The following is a 17337-nucleotide window of genomic DNA, read 5'->3' as shown; positions in this document are numbered from 1 at the left end:
TACGTTCCGCTGTTCGGCGATCTCCAGCACGTGATGGAGGAGTTCCCGCGTGACCCGCACGGCACGGACGCCTCCGACAGGCCGCGGCGGTTGTGGCTGAGCCGGCGGCGAACGCGGTGACCCACGGCCGCGTGCCCGGCCGGGACTTCGAGCTGCGGCTCTCCCTGCCGACCCGCTCCCTCCGTATCGAGATCACCGAGACCCGCGCCGAACGCCTCCCGCCCGGCCCCGACGCCGTACGGCCGGCGAGCCCGCTGGACGACGGCGGCCGAGGCCTGACCCTCGTCGACGCGCTCACCGACCGCTGGGAAGTGCTGGACCGCGACCCGCCCGGGGCGAAGCCGGCCGGCTGATCCCGGTTTGCTGCTCGCGCTGGACCGGGCGTCAACTTCCGTACCAGTCGGGCCAGTTCTGGCTCATCAACAGGTCCCGTCGGGCCGTTGTTCGATCGTCAAGAGTCAGTCTCAAAGAGATTCTCCGCGGGTGAGGGCCGCGTGCGTACGGTCCGGACGTCGAGGTGGTCCGCAACTCCGGACCGCCGCAGTCAATGGAACACAAAGGGAGGCGCTGTGGCGAGTGTGGAAGTGTCGCTGAAGGAGATGATGGCCGGCATCGAGGGGTCGTTGGGGGCCGCGGTCGTCGACTACACCAGCGGGATGGCGCTGGGCACGCTGGGCGGCAGCAAGAGCCTGGACCTGACTGTCGCTGCGGCCGGCAACACGGATGTCATCCGGGCCAAGGTGCGCACCATGGAGCAGTTGGGCCTCAAGGGCCAGATCGAGGACATCCTGATCACGCTGGACAGCCAGTACCACCTGATCCGCCTGATCACCGGCCGCAACGGCAACGGCCTGTTCCTGTACCTCGTACTCGACAAGGCCCGCTCGAACCTGGCCATGGCCCGTCATCAACTCAAGCGTGTCGAGGGGGCGATCGAGATCTAGCTCGGCCGAGAACGCGGGGACTACGCCTGCCCCGGATGTGAAGACTTCTTCAAGTCACCACATCAGCATGGTCACAACGTGCGGTCGTGCAAGGCCCGGGGCGTGAAGGATCGACTTCCGAGGGCGGCCTGCGGTGTGGCGGCGCCCTCGGGTGCCGCCACACCCCGGCAGCCGCATTCCCACCCACCCGGCAAGGAGCGAGCGTCCATGCAGGCCCCTCTCTACCAGGTCAAGGCAGACTTCTTCCGTATGCTCGGGCATCCCGTGCGCATCAGGGTGCTGGAGCTCCTCCAGCACGGGCCGGTGTCGGTACGGGACCTGCTCGCCGACATCGAGATCGAGCCGTCCAGCCTGTCGCAGCAACTAGCCGTCCTACGCCGCTCCGGCATCGTCGTGTCCATGCGGGAGGGCTCCACCGTCCGCTACGCGCTCGCCGGCGGTGACGTCGCCGAACTGCTGCGTGCCGCACGCCGTATCCTCACCGAACTCCTCACCGGACAGAACCAGATCCTCGCCGAGCTCCAGCAGGCCGACGCCCCTTCGCAACCGCTGCCCACACCTCGGTGACGTCCGGGACGAGCGCGGGACGAGGGAATGACCGCTCGGCCGCACATGTCGCGGGACGGCAGCAGGTTCCCCGTCGAGATCAGCGACGGCCTCCTCGTCTCCGCCACCGTCCGCGACGTCAGCGAACGCACGGCCGCCGGGGAAAAGGTTCCGCGCGACGATTTCAGTGCCTGATCTGAGGACTTCCGGCACCCGTAGGTGCCGGATGGTGGCCGCGATGAGCCATGCGGCGCAGGCCGAGGCATTCGGTCAGGTCGCACATGCACGCCTCGCCCTTGGGGCACGTTCGATGAGACGAACAGCTGCAGCCGGGTCGGGTTCGCGATGGCCTTCGGCATGGCTGCCAGCCGCTTCGCCTCATCGCGGCCGATCAGCAGGCAGGGCAGCGACGGGGCGCACGTATCCGACTGCTGACCAGTGCTTTCCGCCCGCCGTACGAGCGATCATGGGGATGGAGGGCAACCTCGCCTGCTGGGCAGATACGGATTCCACCGCCGGCGCGGGCGGTGGGTGAGAAGGGCGGCGGCATGTCGGAGCACGAGCGGGAGCTGGCCGAAACGCAGCGAGAGCACTGGCAGCAGACCTACGGCGAGCACCCCGGCATGTACGGCGAGGAGCCGTCCGAGCCGGCCGTCCACGCCGCCGGGGTGTTCCGGGCCGCCGGCGCCCGTGACGTTCTGGAGCTGGGCGCCGGGCACGGCCGCGATGCCCTGTTCTTCGCCCGCCAAGGCTTCACCGTGCTTGCCACCGATTTCAGCCCGGTCGGCCTGGAGCAGTTGCGCGAGGTCGCCCAGGCTCAAGGCGTCGCCGATCGGGTCACCACTCAGGTGCAGGATGTCCGTCGGCCGCTCCTGGTCCCGGATGCCTCGGTGGACGCCGCGTTCGCCCACATGCTGCTGTGCATGGCGCTCTCCACCCAGGAGATCCACGCCCTGGTCGCCGAAGTCCGCCGGGTGCTGCGACCGGGCGGCGATTTCGTCTACACGGTCCGGCACACCGGCGACGCGCACTACCGGGCCGGTACGGGGCACGGCGACGACATCTGGGAGCACGGCGGCTTCGCCGTCCACTTCTTCCCCCGTGCCCTGGTCGACCACCTTGCCGAGGGCTGGATCCTTCAGGAGATCCACGCCTTCGAGGAGGGCGGTCTGCCACGGCGACTGTGGCGGGTCACCCAGACCGTGCCGCGATGACCAGGCCGGTGAACCGGATCACTGTTCGCAGAGGTCCGAGGCCCCCGTCGGCCGGCGGTGCATGGTCTCCAGGGCGGCCACCAGTACGTGCGGGTCGTGGTGGCCCTTGTAGACCGGAGGCGGCTGTTTGTCGAGTTCGAGGAGCTGAGACACCGCGGTCCAGGCGGTGCGTACGGAGTACTCGACGGTGAAGACGACGTCGTCGGGCACCTCCGCGAACTGGCCGATGAAGGCAAGGTTCACCGACCCCTCGGGCACGACCTCGGGCCGGTCGTCGCGGCGGCGGGCCAGGAACTGGCTGGTGATGTACGGCATCACGCAGGGCACGACGGTGGAGGTCTCAAGGACGCGGGCCGCCGTCGGTTCGTCGAGGTGCAGGTGGTGCAGGACCTCTTCGAGGATCTCCAGGCCGGAGCACATCGTCATCGGCTTGGGTGTGTGATTGCCCGCGCGTCCGGGGAACAGCCCATAGCCCCACCAGACCGAGACGCCCTCGGGCTGGTCCCTGTACACGGGCTGGCGGTTGGCGACGATGGTCAGCAGCCAGTTGGAGTCGGTGAAGGTCATCAGGCCACCCCGGCCGGTCTCGCGTCCGCTGAACTTCTCCAGCGCGTCAAGGAGGACCGGGTCCCTGGAGGTGACCGTGAACGACTCCCAGCGGGATTCCTTCACATGTTTGTCGAAGACGGCCGGGTCGCCGAAGTTCTCCCGGCCCCGGGCCAGTCGGTGCCAGAGCAGCCAGGCGTCCGAGCGATGCGGAGCGGGCGGGGGCGCGGAGGAGTGCGAGCCGAGGCTGGAGGCGTCGGTCATGGAGCCGTTGGTGACCAGGACCAGGTCCGCGGGGGCGACCGGGATCTTCTCCTCATGGCCACCTCTGGTCAGATGGATGGTGTCGACCGTGCCGCTCCGGATGCCCGGGGTGAATCCCAGGTCGGTGACACGGCAACCGGTGTGGACGGTGACGCCGCGCTCGCGGAGCCAGGCCGTCAGGGGCCGCACGATCGAGTCGTACTGGTTGTAGCGAGTGCGGTGGATGCCCGACATGGTGGCGAACTCGGGGAAGAGGTGGATGAAACGCCTCAGATAGCGGCGGAACTCCATGGCGCTGTGCCAGGGCTGGAAGGCGAACGTCGTGCACCACATGAACCAGAAATTGGTGGTGAAGAAGTGTTCGCCGAAGCAGTCCGTGATCCGCTTGCCGTCCAGGTGTCCCTCCGGGTTCGCCAGGCAACGCACCAGGTCGATCCGGTCGCGCTCGGAGAACCCCATCGACCGCGTGTCGACGATCTTTCCGTCGCCGTCGACGAGGCGGGCGATGTCGTCCCAGGCGAAGTCCTCGTGTCCGTCCAGGATCTCCTGTGTCACGGACACCGACGGGTCGTCCAGGGTGGGAATGGCGGACAGCAGGTCGTACGTGCAGCGGAACTCGGCCTCGAACATCCGCCCACCCCGCATGGTGTAGCCGGCGTCCGCCGTGCCGCCCGCGTCGAGGCTGCCCCCGATGCCGCGCTGCTCCTCGAAGAGGTGGATGTCCGCTCCGTCGAAGCCGCCGTCGCGGATCAGGAATGTGGCCGCGGCGAGCGCCGCGATGCCGCTACCCACCAGATACGCCTGTGCCATCACGCAACTCCTCGTTCTCGCCCGTCGATCGGGAACCGCACACCCCACGGTTTCCTGTGCGGGTCGGTGGATCGTCACCGACCGGGCCGTGCCACCGCTGACTCACGCGGACTGCTGTCCGCCACGCCACGGAGGGACAGCCGTCCGGTGGCCTGTGTCCCAGGAGTGGACGGCCTTGTCGGTCTGCCGGCGCAGCCGGTCCTGGAGCTGGTCGACGACCTCCGTGCCCGTGGCCTCCTCCGCGAGGACCACGACCTGCCGACCGCCCACGTGCAGGTCGGCCGTGGCCGACCAGGGGCGGTCCGCGTGATGGGCGGCCGCTCGCATGATCCGCACCTCTCCCGTGACCGCGGGCAGCCCCGGCCGACTGACGGCGGCGTCGATCTTCGTACGCGTACGCGAGGGTGTCCTCGTCCACGGCTCCTTCGCTGCGCAGCCGAATCGCGGGCGCCCCTTGAGTGTTGTCGCTGGTCATAGGGATTCCTTCCTCAGAGCACAGTAGGGGCGGCGCGTTTCATGCCGCCGTGCCGGGCAGCCACAGGTCGGGCCCGAAGACCTCGTAGCGGATTCGTCGCGCCGGGACTCCGGCATGCAACAGCTGTCCGCGTACCGCTCGCATGAACGGCAGTGGGCCGCACAGGAACACCGTGGCGTCGTCGGGCAGTTCGATCCCGTCGAGGTCCATCAGGCCGGTGCGGACGCCGGGTTCCTCCGGGCTGGGCCGCTCGTACCAGAACACGGCGCGAGCGTCCGGAAGTTGGCCGGCGAGCTCCCGTGTCTCGGTGCGCAGGGCATGGTCGGCGGGGGAACGGTCGGCGTGCAGGACCAGCACCGGGCGGGTGGAGCCGAGAGCGGTGAGGTGGGCCAGTATGCCGGTCATGGGGGTGCAGCCGATGCCCGCCGAGACCAGGACGACCGGGGTGGCGGCGTCGGCCGGGTCGTCGAGGAAGACATCGCCGAAGGGCGCGGAGAGTGTGAGTTCGTCGCCTGCTCGGATCTGCGCGTGCAGCAGACCCGAGACTTCGCCGTCCGGCTCGCCCGCGGCCCCATCGACCCGCTTCACGGTGATCCGCCGCAGGTCCCCGCCAGGGTCCGAGGACAGGCTGTACTGCCGCAACTGGTGTACGCCGTCGGCCATGCGGACGCGCACGCTCACGTACTGGCCCGCCCGTGCCCGTGGGGCCGGCTCGCCGTCGGCCGGGCGGAGCAGGAAGGACACCACGTCCGCGGTCTCCGTACGGCGTTCCACGACCGCCCACTGTCGCCAGATGCGGCCGGGCCGCACACCCGCGTCCTGATAGAGGCGGGCCTCCTGGCCGATCAGGGCGCCGGCCATCAGCCAGTACACCTCGTCCCAGGCGGCCGCGACCTCCGGGGTGACCGCGTCGCCGAGTACTTCGGCTATCGCACCGAACAGGTACTTGTGCACGATCGTGTACTGGTCGTCTGTTACCCCGACGGCTGCGTGCTTGTGCGCGATCCGGGTCAGGAGCATGTCCGGGCGCGTGTCCGGATCGTCGAGCAGCGCGGTCGCGAAGGCGGCGATCGAGCCGGCCAGGGCGCGGCGCTGGGCGCCGCTGGCCTGGTTGCCTCGGTTGAACATGCCGTCGAGCAGTTCCGGCCGGTCTCGGAACATCGCGCCGTAGAAGCGCGTCGTGATCTCGTCCAGTGCTCCGGCCACGGCGGGGAGGGTGGCACGGACCAAGGCGGCGGATTCTGCGGACAGCATGAAGCCTCCCGGGCAGGGCGGAAAAGGGGGAAAGGTGCCGCGTCGTATGGGCGGCGGTCTTCTGTGTATCAGGCAGCGGTCCGTGTTTCGGCGCTGTTTCGCCTCGCCGGGCCAAGTGGGGACCAACGGCCCCATCGATTCGGGCGCATCGGCCCAACAGCCTCATCGGTCACAGGGCCGTACGGCGGAGGCTTCCGATGCGAGGGGGAAGCCGCCGAGCGGCGCACTCGGGACCAACGGGCCCTGCGTGGGACCTGTGGCCGCCGACGGTGGCAGTGTCGGCGCAGAAGGGTTGGTCATGGATCAGGCCGTTCCGTACGACCGCGAGGAGAACTGAGCCATGCGCATCGTCGTCGCCCTCGGCGGCAACGCCCTGCTGCACCGGGGTGAACACCCCGACGCAGCCGCTCAAGAAGCGAACATCGACCGGGTGACGACCGCGATCACCGCCCTCACACTGGAACACGAGGTCGTGGTCACCCATGGCAACGGTCCCCAGATCGGCCTGCTCGCCATGGAGAGCACCGCCGATCCGGCGCTCAGCAGTCCATATCCGCTGGACCTGCTCGGTGCCCAGACCCAGGGCATGATCGGCTCCCTGCTGGTACGCACGCTGCACGACACCCTGCCCGGATGGCAGATCGCCGCGCTGGTCACCCACACCGTCGTACGGGCCGACGATCCCGCCTTCCGGTGCCCCACGAAGTTCGTCGGCCAGGTGTGCTCCCGCAAGACCGCAGAGTCCCTGGCCCGCAGGCACGGCTGGTACATCGCACAGGACGGTGCGGGCTGGCGCCGTGTCGTCCCCGTCGCGCGCGGCTGCCCCGGCCCCGCCCCGCCCCTCCGCATCGTCAAGGCACGTGGGGGAGTCGCCTCACCAGTGCCCGAGGACCTTCAGCCAAACGGCACCGACGCCCATCCAGATCACGATGTTGGCGCCTGCGGCGACCAGGCCGGTGCGCCACCGCTCGGCGAGGGTGACATAGCCGCCGCCGAACAGGACGGGGGCCGGGCCGGAGGCGTATTGGGTCAGACCGCCGTACAGGGAGCTGATGAAGCCGAGCACCAGGGCGGCCATCACCGGCGGCGCCCCGGCCGCGATGGCAGCGGCGAGGAACGCGGCGTACATCGCGGCCACGTGCGCGGTGTTGGAGGCGAAGAGGTAGTGGGAGAAGAGGTAGACCAGCGTGAGGATCACGAACGCGGTCTGCCAGCCCACGCCGTCCGTGACGTCGGTGATCGCGTCACTGAACCAGCCGATCACACCGAGCTCTTGGAGCTGGCCGGCCGTCATCACCAGCACGGAGAACCACACCAGAGTCGTCCAGGCCGCCTTCTCCGCGACCAGGTCGCCCCACGTCAGTACGCCGGTCACGAGCAGCAGTGCCACGTCGGTGAAGGCGGAGACGGTGGCCGACAGGTCGTACACCTGGCCACCGACCGACCAGAGCAGGAGGAGCAGGACGAACACGGTGGCCATCGTCCATTCCTGACGTGACATCCGGCCCAGCTCGTCCAGCTGCTCGCGTGCCTGCGTCGGCGCCTCGGGGGTGTCGCGGAGAGAGGGCGGGAAGACGCGGTACAGCAGTGCCGGGAGGACCAGGAGCGCCACCAGGCCGGGTACGAGCGCCGCAATGGCCCAGGAGGTCCAGGTCAGGTGCACTCCGTGGTCGGCGGCGGGTTTCTGCGCGAGCGGGTTGGCGGCCATGGCGGTCAGGAACATCGCGCTGGTGACCGTGTTGACCTGCATCGCGGTCACGCTCAGATACGCCCCCAGCTTGCGACGGCTCTCGTCGCCGGGTGCGAGCCGGCGTTGGCGCTGAGTGAGCGGATGACGGGGTGGATGACGCCGCCGGAGCGTGCGGTGTTGCTGGGTGTGGCCGGTGCCAGTACCAGGCCGGTCAGGGTGATTCCGTACGCCAGTCCCAGGCTGCTGCGGCCCAGGGCCCGGACGAACAGCAGCGCGATCCGGCGGCCGAGGCCGGTCTTGGTGAAGCCCAAGGAGATGAAGAACGCCGCCACGATCAGCCAGATCGTCGGCTCGGAGAAGCCGCCCAGCGCGACATCCGGCTCCAGCGTCCCGGTGATCAGCGTGACCGTCAGGCCGACCCAGGGGCGACCGCGCCGAGCGGCAGAGGCTGGAGGATCAGCCCGAGCACCGTGCCGGTGAAGATCGCCAGTACTGCCCATCCTCCGGACTTGATCCCGTCTGGCTGCGGCAGCAGATACACGGTCAGACCCAGGGCGCAGGGGACGATCCATTTCACGGCCGTCCACAAGGTCTCCCGCGTCAGCCACGGGGGACTCCGACGTGGTCGTACGCCTCCGCTCGCGGATGCCGCTCCTTCGGTACGGGCTCCCGGCACGTTGAAGAACTTCACGCTGTCCACTCCCTGCCAGGGCTCGCTCCGCGGCGGTACGCCGGGCGGGAGCGAGTGGTTCGCCTCCACGGTCGTGGACGGGAAGAGGACATGACATCCGGCATCCGGCTCTCACCCAGGGCCCAACGGCACTGCCAGGCAGCCCCGGACGGCCCCTCGGTGGTGTGCAGAGGCAGGCAGCCGCGGAACTGATGGTTCGGAATCCGGACTTGGCGGTCGCCGGCGTGACCCTCGACGGTGAGCCGGCCGCAGTGCTGTCGGATCCGGGTGGGGCCACGGAACTCGTCGTGCTGGGCATGCGCAGGGCCGGAGGACCCGAAGGGATCGGGCCCGGGACAGTGGCCCTGTCCGTGGCCGCGCAGTCCCGGCGGCCGGTGGTCCTGGTGCCGCGCCGGTTCGCGTACGAGGTCCCGGGCAGGCGCCTGGATGCGGTCGCAGTCGGTGTCGATACGGGGCGGTTGGACGAGGCGGCCATGGACTTCTCGTTCGATGCCGCGCGCTGCCGGGTCGCGCGGTTGCGTGTGGTGCATGCCTGGAAGCTGCCGCTGCCCGAAGCCGCGTGGATGCCGTACCCCGTGCCGGAGGAGGACCGGGGCCGCTGGGAGGATCACGAGGAGCAGGTGCTGGCCGACACGGTGCGCCCCTGGCGGGAGAGGTGTCCGTCCGTGCGGGTGCTGGAGGATGTGATGCTCCTCGGCGTCGCCGACGCCTTGGTCAGGGCTTCTGCTCGAACCGAACTGCTGGTGGCCGGCCGTCGTCGCGCGGACGCGCTCTCCCCGGCTGTGCACGCGCTCCTGGAGCACACGAAGTGCCCCGTGGCCGTGGCGCCGACCTGACGGCGAGGGGCCGAGGCCGGGAAGGGCAAGCCACGGGCTTGGACGCACAGGACGTGGTTGCCGACAGCCAGCGTCTGACAGGGCCGCAACCGACCGGGCCGGCCATCCTCCACCGAGGACGGCCGGCCCGGTCAGTCAGCTTGTCTTGTGCCCCCATTGCGGTCCGACCAGGTCCCACTCCCTGCCCCACTGATCGATGCGCCGCCGGTCCAGCCACCACCGTGTGCCGCCTCCGGCGCCGACCACCAGGCCGGTCACGGCGAGAGCGGCGGTGGCACCCAGCAGACCTGCTTCGATATCTGCGTCGGTCCGGCTCGGCGGCGCGGTGGTCAGGTCGCCCTGGGCGTTCGTCCAGGCCGAGATGCCGGCCCCGGCCTTCTGCCCGGCGTTCACCAGGGTCTCGCCGGTGTGGACAGAACCGTCCGGGGCAGTCCAGCGGACCTTTGCCAGCGCCCGGTCGCTGCGCGCTGCGGCCCGTGGGGTGTCCACGAGGAGCGCTGCTCGCACGGGGGTGCGCTCGGCGCGTTGCTGCGCGAAGACGTTGTCTGCGGCGTGGGCCGTCAGCACGCCGGCGAGTGTGCCACCCACCGCGATGAGCGCCCAGACGGCCAGTACGAGCCATGCCTCGAGAACATCGTCGCGTCGGCGCAGCGGGTTGCTCCGCCACCGCCACAGCGTCTTCTTCGTACGCCTGCCGCCACGCATCGGTCCGCACCTCCTCGTCATTGTCACTGTCAGGAAGGTGACAGCCGGAAGCACGTCGTGGCATGGGCCGATCAGGCGACATCTTGGGGCCGGTCGGGTCCAAGTCCGAGACGGTGACGGGTCGTTCAGCCCCATGGCCGCAGGACCGCACGACACGACAGCGCAGGCCGCCGCGCCACGCCACTCGTCCCGGCCGCGAGGACCACGCGACAGTGCCCTGTCCGGCCACCGGCGCGGGACCATCGGCCCCTCGCCCCGCCCCCGCAGCGCTTCCACCCTCGAAGAACACCGGTCCCCGTCCGACGTCCGAATCGGAGGAGGTCACCATGCACACCGCACCTCTCGATGCCTCGACCCTGGAAACCTGTATCTCGGCAGCCGTGGCCGCGCCATCGATCTTCAACACCCAGCCGTGGCGCTACCGGCTGGACCCCGGCACCGTCGCCTTCCAAGTGCGCGCCGCCCCGGAACGGAGTCTGCGCCACGCGGATCCGGTCGCCCGTGCCCTGCACCTGTCGGTGGGCGCGTCCGTCTTCAACCTCCGTGTCGCGATCGCCCACTTCGGCTGGTCACCTGTCGTACGGCTGCTGCCACGGCCCGAGGACACGGCCTTGCTCGCCACCGTACGGCTCACGGGATCCCACACCTCACACCCCACGGGCCACCGTGCGGACCTCTACCCGGCGATCTGGCGCCGGCACAGCAGCCGCTTCCCCTTCTCCGGCAGGCCGCTGCCGCAGAACGCACGCGTCGAACTCGCCGAAGCGGCCCACATGGAAGGTGCTTTGCTGACCTTTCCCACTGCGGAGGAGACGGCACGTCTCCTCCGCCTGACCGCGGAGGCCGAGCACCGCAACCGCGCCGATTCCGGCCGTGGCATGGAGAGCCGTCGCTGGGTGCACGTCGACCCGGGCGACCCCGCTGACACCGGCATCCCGCAGGGCGGGCTCGGCCCGCAGGACGCACGCGAGCGCATCCCCATGCGCGACTTCACCGCGCAGCGGCACCCCGAGAGGCTGCCCGCACAGGACTTCGAGCCCGGTCCGGTCATCGCCCTGCTGACGACCGCACACGACCGCCGCACCGACTGGCTGCGTGCCGGACAGGCCCTCGAACACGTCTTGCTGGTGGCGACGGTGCACGGTCTACGGGCGTCCCTGCTCCACCAGGCGATGGAGTGGCCCGACCTGCGCCGCACGCTGAGCCCGGACCCCGAACACACCGGGCACGCACAGATGCTGATCCGCCTCGGCTACGGCCCGGAGGGCTCTGCGACCCCGCGGCGCGCCCCTGACGCGGTGTTCGAGACGGAGCCGCCCAGCCGGTGATCACGCCCTCGGACCGGTCAGGCGACCGCAGCGGCGGCGATGCCCTCGCCGGAGTTGCCGGGCTGGGCCGCGGGAAGTTCGGAGTGGATCTCGAAGACGTCGGCCAGGAGCGTGCCCCGGAGGATGCGCAGGAAGCGGGTGCTGTCGGCGACCAGCCGTAGTCGTCCGTGCCGGGCCAGGACCCGGGTCCTGGCCCGGCACAGCACGCTCAGTCCGCTGCAGTCGATGAAGGACACGTGGCGCAGGTCCAGCACCAGGTCGGGGCATGGGCCGGCGGTCAGGGTGTCGAGGCGTGCCGAGAGAGGCGGCGCCGTGAGGAGGTCGATCTCCCCGCGCAGTTCCACCACGGTCGTGCTGCCGACAACGCGTTCCGTGGGGCGGGGCGCGGGTCTGGTGTGGTTTTCGGCCACGGACACAGGGAAGCGGAGCGCCGGGTCGAGCTGTAGGGCCGGTCGGCCCGTTGATGTGGTTCCGCATGGATGTGCGGTCCCCTCCGGAGCCCGGACCGAACGGTCCCGTCCGGACGCGTGAGGGGACCGACCGGCCCATGCGGGTGCCGACCACTTGGTCGAAGCTGGACTCGAGGGAGCGTGCAGCAGCGCACCTCGCCGCGGCCGCTGGACCACATGGAGGAGGGCTACGACGTCTTCGCCCGGGCCGCCGACACCGGCGCGCTCAAGGTGGTGCTCGGCGGGCAGCGGCACGACACGCTGGCCGTTCCGTCGGCCTGAAGACAAGGAGGTGAGGGCCGTGCTCGACCAGGAATCCTCCGGCGCGGCGAACGCACGGACGGGATCGGCGCGAGGCGACCTCGGGCGTCGGCTCGTCCGGCGCCGCGCGGAACTCGGCCTGACCCGGCGGAAAACGGCCGCCCGGGCGGGTATGGCTCCGGGCTACCTCAAGTACCTGGAGGAATCTCCCATCGCCGCACCGGGCAGGAACGTCCTCCTCCGGCTCGCGGGCGCTCTGGAGACCACCGTGACCGCACTCACCGGCGGTGACGTCGACTCACCGCCAGGCCTGGGACAGGCCACTCGCCGACCGGAGTTGGTCGCGCTCAGTGGTGAGGAATGCTGGAGGCGGCTCGGGACCCATGGTGTGGGCAGACTCGCGGTGCTCACCGCCGAGGGGCTGACGGTCCTGCCCGTCAACTACAGCGTCGTCGACGGCGCGGTGGCGTTCAGGACCGCCCCCGGGGCCATACCGTCTCAAGTTCTCGGCAAGCGGGTCGCGTTCGAGGTCGACCACATCGACGAGCCGCTGAGCCGGGGCTGGAGCGTGCTGATGCGCGGCCGGGCCCGGGGCGTGATGGATCCGGGCGCCGCACGCCGACTCAGGGACCGGGCGTACAGCGCCCCCTGGGCGGGCGGCCGACGCGAGATGTGGGTCTGCATCGACGCAGTCGAGATCACGGGCCGCGAGATCGGGGAGGGCCCCGCGGCCGACGGGTGAGCGATGCCCGGACTTGGCCGACTGTGCTGGACCTGGCGCATGGAAGCGCGCGTGATCGGTGTCGACGTCGGCTCAGTGACGCTGGGCAGGTTCGCCTGGGCCGCACTGGATGCACCGGCGCTGCGTCCCGCCGGGCAGGGGGTCGACCCCGAGTCGGCGGTTCAGGCGCTGATCCCCTGCCTGACCTCGGGCGGACGGGCCGCGCTCGTCCTGGAGGCGCCCATGTCCGTACCGGTCCCGGCGACCGACCGGGCGGACGGATGGGAGGCGCTGGGCCGAGCACGGACCGGCGAGGGGAGCCGTCCGTGGTCGGCGGGCGCGGGAGCCGCCGTCCTGTCTCCAGGGCCGCTCTCCGGCGGGGACGGGACCGATGGCCCCTCTCCGGCGCCCACTGCCCGCCAGACGATGGGACGTGCACCGCTGCACCAGGCGAAAGGCGGTTGGCCATGTATCCCAACGACGGTTTCCGTGAACTGGACCGGCAGGAGTGCCTGCGCCTGCTGTCGAAGGCGCCCATCGGCCGCATCGTCCACACGCGCAAGGCCCTGCCGGCTGTTCTGCCCGTCAACTTCGCCTTGGACGACAACACTGTGGTGCTGCGGACGTCGGCGGCCTCGGAGCTGGTCCGCGCGGTCGACGGGGCGGTGGTCGCCTTCGAGGTGGACGACGTCGATGCGGCTACGCACTCCGGCTGGAGCGTGGTCGTCACCGGTCGAGCCGCCGTGGTGACCGATCCGGCCGAGCACGCGAGGCTGCACCGGGTGGGACCGCATTCCTGGGCGCCCTCGCCGGAGGAGGTCTTCGTGCGCGTCGAGTCCGAACTGGTCACCGGATGTGAGCTCGTCGGCGGTCGCACGATGTACGGAGTGGACCTCTCCGCTTGACCCTGCCGCCATCCGACCCATGAGCGCTGTGAACCGACAACACACTCAAGTCCAGAAGCACAGAAGGGAAGAGGGAAATGAGCCCCCAGCATGTGGTCGTCGGAGCGGACGGCTCAGTGATCGCCGTACGAGCACTGGACTGGGCCGCGGAAGAGGCGGTACGTCGTGGTGCTGCCCTGCGTATCGTCCATGCCGTGTCCGACCGGGACGAGGCCGGCCCGGTCCTGGCGTCGGCTGTCGCACGGGTACGCGCTCACCATCCCGAGCTGACGGTCGCGCCCGTGGTGGCAATGGACGGCGCGGTGCGCGCGCTGGCACGAGAGAGCGAAGGCGCCGCCCTCACCGTGGTCGGCAACCGTGGACTCGGCGCGTTCACCGGCCTGTTGTTCGGCTCGGTGAGCCTGCGCCTGGCCGCGCACATCCACAGCCCGCTGCTGGTCGTGCGGGGCGACCACCGGTGCGACGACGGACGCGAGGTGCTGCTCGGCCTGGGGAGCGACGCCGACGCGGCGGCGGCCGCCTACGCCTTCCACGAGGCGGCGCGGCGCGGGGTCCGGCTGCGCGTGCTGCATGCGTGGAGCCACCGGCACGTCGCGCCCGAGCTGCCGTCGCTGGTACCCGCGACGAGCCCGGGACAGCGAGAACTCGCCCGGCGCGACGGCGCCGAGGAGGCGGTGCCGCGCTTCACGATGGCCGAGTTGCGGGAGGAGCACCCTGAGGTCGGCGTCGAGGCACACACGGTCCGTACCGGCGCCGCGCACGCCCTGTTGGAGGCCACCCGCGAGGCCGGCATCGTGATCATCGGCGCCCACCGCCGTGCCGACCGGCTCGGCCCACGCCTGGGCCCGGTCGCGCACACCCTGCTGCACCGCTCCCACTGTCCCGTGACCATCGTGCCGATCAGCTGACAGCCGGTACGACCGAAGGGAATGGCCCGGTCGGCCCTGTCGGGCCCCAGGGGCGGGCGCAGGGTGAGGAGGTGCTAACCCCATGCACCTCCGACTCCGCCCCCCGAAGGGACCCGACATGTCGGCCGACACACCACTGGCGCCCGCTCACGAACTCACGGACGAGGAACTGCAGGCCCTGGACGCACATTGGCGTGCAGCGAACTACCTGGCGGTCGGCCAGATCTAACTGATGGCCAACCCGTTGCTGGCCGAGCCGCTGCGCCCGGAGCACGTGAAGCCGCGGCTGCTCGGCCACTGGGGTACGTCCCCCGGCCTGAACCTGGTGCACACCCACCTCAACCGGGTGGTCAAGGCCCGCGGCCGGAACGCCCTGTGCATCTGGGGTCCCGGCCACGGTGGCCCCGCTGTCCTCGCCAACTCCTGGCGGGAGGGCAGCTACAGCGAGACGTATCCGGACGTGAGCCGGGACGCGGAGGGTATGGCCCGGCTGTTCCGTCAGTTCTCGTTCCCGGGCGGGGTGCCGAGCCACGTAGCCCCCGAGACACCGGGCTCCATCCACGAGGGAGGCGAACTCGGCTACTGCCTCTCCCACGCGTACGGCGCCGCCCTGGACAACCCGGACCTGCTGGTCGACTGTGTGATCGGTGACGGCGAGGCGGATACGGCCACTCTCCGATCCACGTCACCGGCGACGACCCGATGACCGTGCACCGGGCCATGGCTGGCGCGATGGACGACGCCCCGGAACGGATCGCGGCCATCCAGACCTCGGCCCGTGAAGACGACGTCGCCGAACGAGCTCACTGGCCGGTGATCGTGCTGCGCACCCCGAAGGGCTGGACCGGGCCCGCCGAGGCCGACGGCCTGCCGGTGGAGGGCACGTGGCGCGCCCACCAGGTTCCGCTGGCAGCCACCTGCGCCGGCTGGAGCAGTGGCTGCGCTCGTACAAGCCCGAAGAGCTCTTCGACGAGCGCGGTCGCCCCCGCGACCAGGTGCTGGCCTGCATCCCCGAGGGCGCCCGCCGCCTGGGCGCCACCCCGCACGCCAATGGCGGCCTGCTGCTGCGCGAGCTCCCGCTTCCGGAGCTGGACCGGTACGCCGTTCCGGTCGACAAGCCCGGCGCGACGCTGCACGAGCCCACCCGAGTCCTCGGTGATCTGCTCGGCCACGTCGTGCACGACACCAGCGGCAGCCGTGACTTCCGTCTGGTCGGCCCGGACGAGACCGCCTCCAACCGCCTCCAGGCCGTCTTCGACGCGAGCGGCAAGGCCTGGCAGGCCCAGATGCTCCCAGTCGACGAACACCCGGACACGGACTCTTCTCCTGCTACGAGGCGTTCGTGCACATCGTCGACTCGATGGTCAACCAGCACATCAAGTGGCTGCGGGTCACGCGGCGGCTGCCCTGGGGTGCCCCCATCGCCTCCCTCAACTACCTGCTGACCTCGCATGTCTGGCGCCAGGACCACAACGGCTTCTCCCACCAGGACCCCGGCTTCGTCGACCACATCCTCAACAAGAGCCCCGAGGCCGTCCGTGTCTACCTGCCGCCGGACGCCAACACCCTGCTCTCGGTGGCGGATCACGCCCTCCGCAGCCGCGACCACGTCAACGTGATCGTGGCCGGCAAGCAGCCCTGCTTCGACTGGCTGTCCATGGACCAGGCCAAGGTGCAATGTGCGCGCGGCGCCGGAATCTGGGAATGGGCCGGCACGGAGAACGGCGAGCGGGAGCCGGACGTCGTGCCGGCCGCGGCAGGCGACGTCCCCACCCAGGAGGTGCTGGCCGCCGCGCAGCTGCTGCGCAGCCATCTGCCGGAGCTGGCCGTGCGGGTCGTCAACGTCGTCGACCTGGCCCGGCTGCACGCCGGACAAGCCGGTGATCTTCGCATACCACGGCTACCCATGGCTGATCCACCGTCTTGCCTACCGCAGGATCGGCCACGCGAATCTCCACGTGCGGGGCTACAAGGCACGGATCTGCCCGAGGTCGCGGACTGGACCTGGGACGGCTGAACGGACCCGGAAACGGGGACCTTGGGCCCCAGGGCCCGGGGCATGTGGCCCCTCTGAACTCCATGGCCGCGGCGGGACATTGATACCGGAACGAGAGTCGTCAATATCCCTCGCGTCACCCCTGGAAGGGATGAGCATCATGGCAGTCCACGACAACCCGCACCGCCACCTGGGATTCCGCTTCCCGTCCCTGCGCAGGACCGGAACCGCTCCCGCGTCCGCCGACACGACCACCGTGGCGGCGACGGCGACCCGCGCGTACGTCTTCGCCTCGCTGCGGTTGCTGACCGGGTTCGTCTTCCTGTGGGCGTTCCTCGACAAGACCTTCGGCTTCGGCTACGCGACCCAGTCGGGCAACGGCTGGATCGACGGTGGCTCGCCCACCAAGGGCTTCCTGAGCGGGGTCGCGGCCGGACCGATGGAGTCCACCTTCCACGACTGGGCCGGGACCGCCTGGGCGGACTGGCTGTTCATGCTCGGTCTGCTCGGCATCGGTCTCGCCCTCATCGCCGGCATCGGACTGCGGCTCGCCGCCGTGGCAGGCACGGCGATGATGGCGCTGATGTGGATCGCGGAGTGGCCGCCGGCCAAGCACCTGTCCGACGGGTCGGCGAGCATGTCGACCAACCCGTTCGCCGAGTACCACGTCGTCTACGCCGTCGTGCTGATCGCTCTGGCGGTCGCGGGCGCCGGTGCCACCTGGGGTCTGGGCAAGGCATGGGCGCGGCTGCCGTTCGTCAGCCGTAACCGGTGGCTGATCTGATCTCCACGCC

Annotated in this window: 16 protein-coding genes and 5 pseudogenes; 14 read left to right on the top strand and 7 right to left on the bottom strand. The window is 70.5% G+C overall.

The genetic code is table 11. The features are described 5' to 3' along the window. Positions 1 to 54: 54 nt before the first annotated feature. The 5 genes and pseudogenes from AC5DRG_RS04255 to AC5DRG_RS04235 form a co-directional block, all read left to right on the top strand. A pseudogene (locus tag AC5DRG_RS04255) lies at positions 55 to 353 on the top strand (ATP-binding protein); the annotation flags it as partial. 216 nt (positions 354 to 569) lie between these two features. Continuing rightward, positions 570 to 944: a hypothetical protein gene (locus AC5DRG_RS04250; protein WP_491808146.1), complete on the top strand. Its 375-nt coding sequence runs from the start codon at positions 570 to 572 to the stop codon at positions 942 to 944. A 207-nt stretch (positions 945 to 1151) separates the two neighbouring features. Then, entirely contained in the window at positions 1152 to 1511 is a 360-nt protein-coding gene (locus AC5DRG_RS04245; protein WP_491808144.1) for an ArsR/SmtB family transcription factor, read from the top strand. A gap of 27 nt (positions 1512 to 1538) precedes the next feature. After that, positions 1539 to 1685 (top strand): hypothetical protein, encoded by a 147-nt coding sequence (locus AC5DRG_RS04240; RefSeq protein WP_491808141.1) that lies wholly within the window; start codon positions 1539 to 1541, stop codon positions 1683 to 1685. Between the two features lie 353 nt (positions 1686 to 2038). Then, positions 2039 to 2704 (top strand): class I SAM-dependent methyltransferase, encoded by a 666-nt coding sequence (locus AC5DRG_RS04235; protein ID WP_491808139.1) that lies wholly within the window; start codon positions 2039 to 2041, stop codon positions 2702 to 2704. A gap of 18 nt (positions 2705 to 2722) precedes the next feature. Here the strand turns inward: AC5DRG_RS04235 and AC5DRG_RS04230 are convergent, their stop codons facing one another. From AC5DRG_RS04230 to AC5DRG_RS04220, 3 genes are all read right to left on the bottom strand, one after another. Next, positions 2723 to 4327: an oleate hydratase gene (locus AC5DRG_RS04230; protein WP_491808137.1), complete on the bottom strand. Its 1605-nt coding sequence runs from the start codon at positions 4325 to 4327 to the stop codon at positions 2723 to 2725. A 99-nt stretch (positions 4328 to 4426) separates the two neighbouring features. Next, entirely contained in the window at positions 4427 to 4651 is a 225-nt protein-coding gene (locus AC5DRG_RS04225) for a hypothetical protein (RefSeq protein ID WP_491808135.1), read from the bottom strand. Positions 4652 to 4838: 187 nt separating this feature from the next. Beyond that, positions 4839 to 6053, bottom strand: coding sequence for a globin domain-containing protein (locus tag AC5DRG_RS04220; protein WP_491808133.1), 1215 nt, complete (start codon positions 6051 to 6053; stop codon positions 4839 to 4841). Positions 6054 to 6393: 340 nt separating this feature from the next. Here AC5DRG_RS04220 and AC5DRG_RS04215 point away from each other — a divergent pair. Then, positions 6394 to 6891 (top strand): annotated as a pseudogene (locus tag AC5DRG_RS04215) (amino acid kinase family protein); the annotation flags it as partial. A 36-nt stretch (positions 6892 to 6927) separates the two neighbouring features. Here the strand turns inward: AC5DRG_RS04215 and AC5DRG_RS04210 are convergent. After that, a pseudogene (locus AC5DRG_RS04210) lies at positions 6928 to 8243 on the bottom strand (DASS family sodium-coupled anion symporter). Beyond that, positions 8153 to 8434 carry an anion permease gene (locus AC5DRG_RS04205; RefSeq protein ID WP_491808131.1) on the bottom strand — a complete coding sequence of 94 codons (282 nt, stop codon included), beginning with the start codon at positions 8432 to 8434 and terminating at the stop codon, positions 8153 to 8155. Before AC5DRG_RS04205 ends, AC5DRG_RS04210 begins: the two are co-directional and overlap by 91 nt. Before the next feature lie 191 nt (positions 8435 to 8625). Here AC5DRG_RS04205 and AC5DRG_RS04200 point away from each other — a divergent pair, with 191 nt between their 5' ends. Continuing rightward, positions 8626 to 9270 (top strand): universal stress protein, encoded by a 645-nt coding sequence (locus AC5DRG_RS04200; RefSeq protein WP_491808129.1) that lies wholly within the window; start codon positions 8626 to 8628, stop codon positions 9268 to 9270. 135 nt (positions 9271 to 9405) lie between these two features. On the opposite strand, the gene AC5DRG_RS04195 is transcribed toward AC5DRG_RS04200, so the two are convergent. Next, positions 9406 to 9975, bottom strand: a complete 570-nt coding sequence (locus AC5DRG_RS04195) for an Rv1733c family protein (protein ID WP_491808127.1) — start codon at positions 9973 to 9975, stop codon at positions 9406 to 9408. 326 nt (positions 9976 to 10301) lie between these two features. Between AC5DRG_RS04195 and AC5DRG_RS04190 the strand changes: the two genes are divergently transcribed. Continuing rightward, a complete protein-coding gene (locus AC5DRG_RS04190) occupies positions 10302 to 11303 on the top strand; it encodes an Acg family FMN-binding oxidoreductase (protein ID WP_491808125.1) in 1002 nt (333 codons plus the stop codon). A 17-nt stretch (positions 11304 to 11320) separates the two neighbouring features. On the opposite strand, the gene AC5DRG_RS04185 is transcribed toward AC5DRG_RS04190, so the two are convergent. Then, complete coding sequence (locus AC5DRG_RS04185; RefSeq protein WP_491808123.1) at positions 11321 to 11713, bottom strand: STAS domain-containing protein; 393 nt, start codon at positions 11711 to 11713, stop codon at positions 11321 to 11323. Positions 11714 to 11917: 204 nt separating this feature from the next. Here AC5DRG_RS04185 and AC5DRG_RS04180 point away from each other — a divergent pair. The 6 genes and pseudogenes from AC5DRG_RS04180 to AC5DRG_RS04155 all read left to right on the top strand — a co-directional run. Then, positions 11918 to 12034, top strand: a pseudogene (locus AC5DRG_RS04180) (alcohol dehydrogenase); the annotation flags it as partial. Positions 12035 to 12053: 19 nt separating this feature from the next. Then, positions 12054 to 12755 carry a helix-turn-helix domain-containing protein gene (locus tag AC5DRG_RS04175; RefSeq protein ID WP_491808121.1) on the top strand — a complete coding sequence of 234 codons (702 nt, stop codon included), beginning with the start codon at positions 12054 to 12056 and terminating at the stop codon, positions 12753 to 12755. 446 nt (positions 12756 to 13201) lie between these two features. Continuing rightward, positions 13202 to 13639 carry a pyridoxamine 5'-phosphate oxidase family protein gene (locus AC5DRG_RS04170; protein ID WP_491808119.1) on the top strand — a complete coding sequence of 146 codons (438 nt, stop codon included), beginning with the start codon at positions 13202 to 13204 and terminating at the stop codon, positions 13637 to 13639. Positions 13640 to 13716: 77 nt separating this feature from the next. After that, on the top strand, positions 13717 to 14547 hold the full coding sequence (locus AC5DRG_RS04165; RefSeq protein ID WP_491808117.1) for a universal stress protein: 831 nt from the start codon (positions 13717 to 13719) through the stop codon (positions 14545 to 14547). Positions 14548 to 14665: 118 nt separating this feature from the next. Continuing rightward, positions 14666 to 16520 (top strand): annotated as a pseudogene (locus AC5DRG_RS04160) (phosphoketolase family protein); the annotation flags it as partial. 183 nt (positions 16521 to 16703) lie between these two features. Further along, positions 16704 to 17327 carry a hypothetical protein gene (locus tag AC5DRG_RS04155; protein ID WP_491812966.1) on the top strand — a complete coding sequence of 208 codons (624 nt, stop codon included), beginning with the start codon at positions 16704 to 16706 and terminating at the stop codon, positions 17325 to 17327. Positions 17328 to 17337: the final 10 nt, after the last annotated feature.

Source organism: Streptomyces sp. JLBG701, from assembly GCF_058544905.1.
The sequence above is the reverse complement of the archived record's forward strand: the minus strand, read 5'-3'. Positions and strand labels throughout refer to the sequence as shown.

Bases quoted from the DNA above. Each gene is read 5' to 3' on its own strand.
- AC5DRG_RS04170 (WP_491808119.1), top strand. From the start codon at position 13,202: ATGTATCCCAACGACGGTTTCCGTGAACTGGACCGGCAGGAGTGCCTG.
- AC5DRG_RS04220 (WP_491808133.1), bottom strand. From the start codon at position 6,053: ATGCTGTCCGCAGAATCCGCCGCCTTGGTCCGTGCCACCCTCCCCGCC.
- AC5DRG_RS04165 (WP_491808117.1), top strand. From the start codon at position 13,717: ATGAGCCCCCAGCATGTGGTCGTCGGAGCGGACGGCTCAGTGATCGCC.
- AC5DRG_RS04190 (WP_491808125.1), top strand. From the start codon at position 10,302: ATGCACACCGCACCTCTCGATGCCTCGACCCTGGAAACCTGTATCTCG.
- AC5DRG_RS04225 (WP_491808135.1), bottom strand. From the start codon at position 4,651: ATGCGAGCGGCCGCCCATCACGCGGACCGCCCCTGGTCGGCCACGGCC.
- AC5DRG_RS04240 (WP_491808141.1), top strand. From the start codon at position 1,539: ATGACCGCTCGGCCGCACATGTCGCGGGACGGCAGCAGGTTCCCCGTC.
- AC5DRG_RS04195 (WP_491808127.1), bottom strand. From the start codon at position 9,975: ATGCGTGGCGGCAGGCGTACGAAGAAGACGCTGTGGCGGTGGCGGAGC.
- AC5DRG_RS04235 (WP_491808139.1), top strand. From the start codon at position 2,039: ATGTCGGAGCACGAGCGGGAGCTGGCCGAAACGCAGCGAGAGCACTGG.
- AC5DRG_RS04200 (WP_491808129.1), top strand. From the start codon at position 8,626: ATGGTTCGGAATCCGGACTTGGCGGTCGCCGGCGTGACCCTCGACGGT.
- AC5DRG_RS04245 (WP_491808144.1), top strand. From the start codon at position 1,152: ATGCAGGCCCCTCTCTACCAGGTCAAGGCAGACTTCTTCCGTATGCTC.
- AC5DRG_RS04155 (WP_491812966.1), top strand. From the start codon at position 16,704: ATGGCAGTCCACGACAACCCGCACCGCCACCTGGGATTCCGCTTCCCG.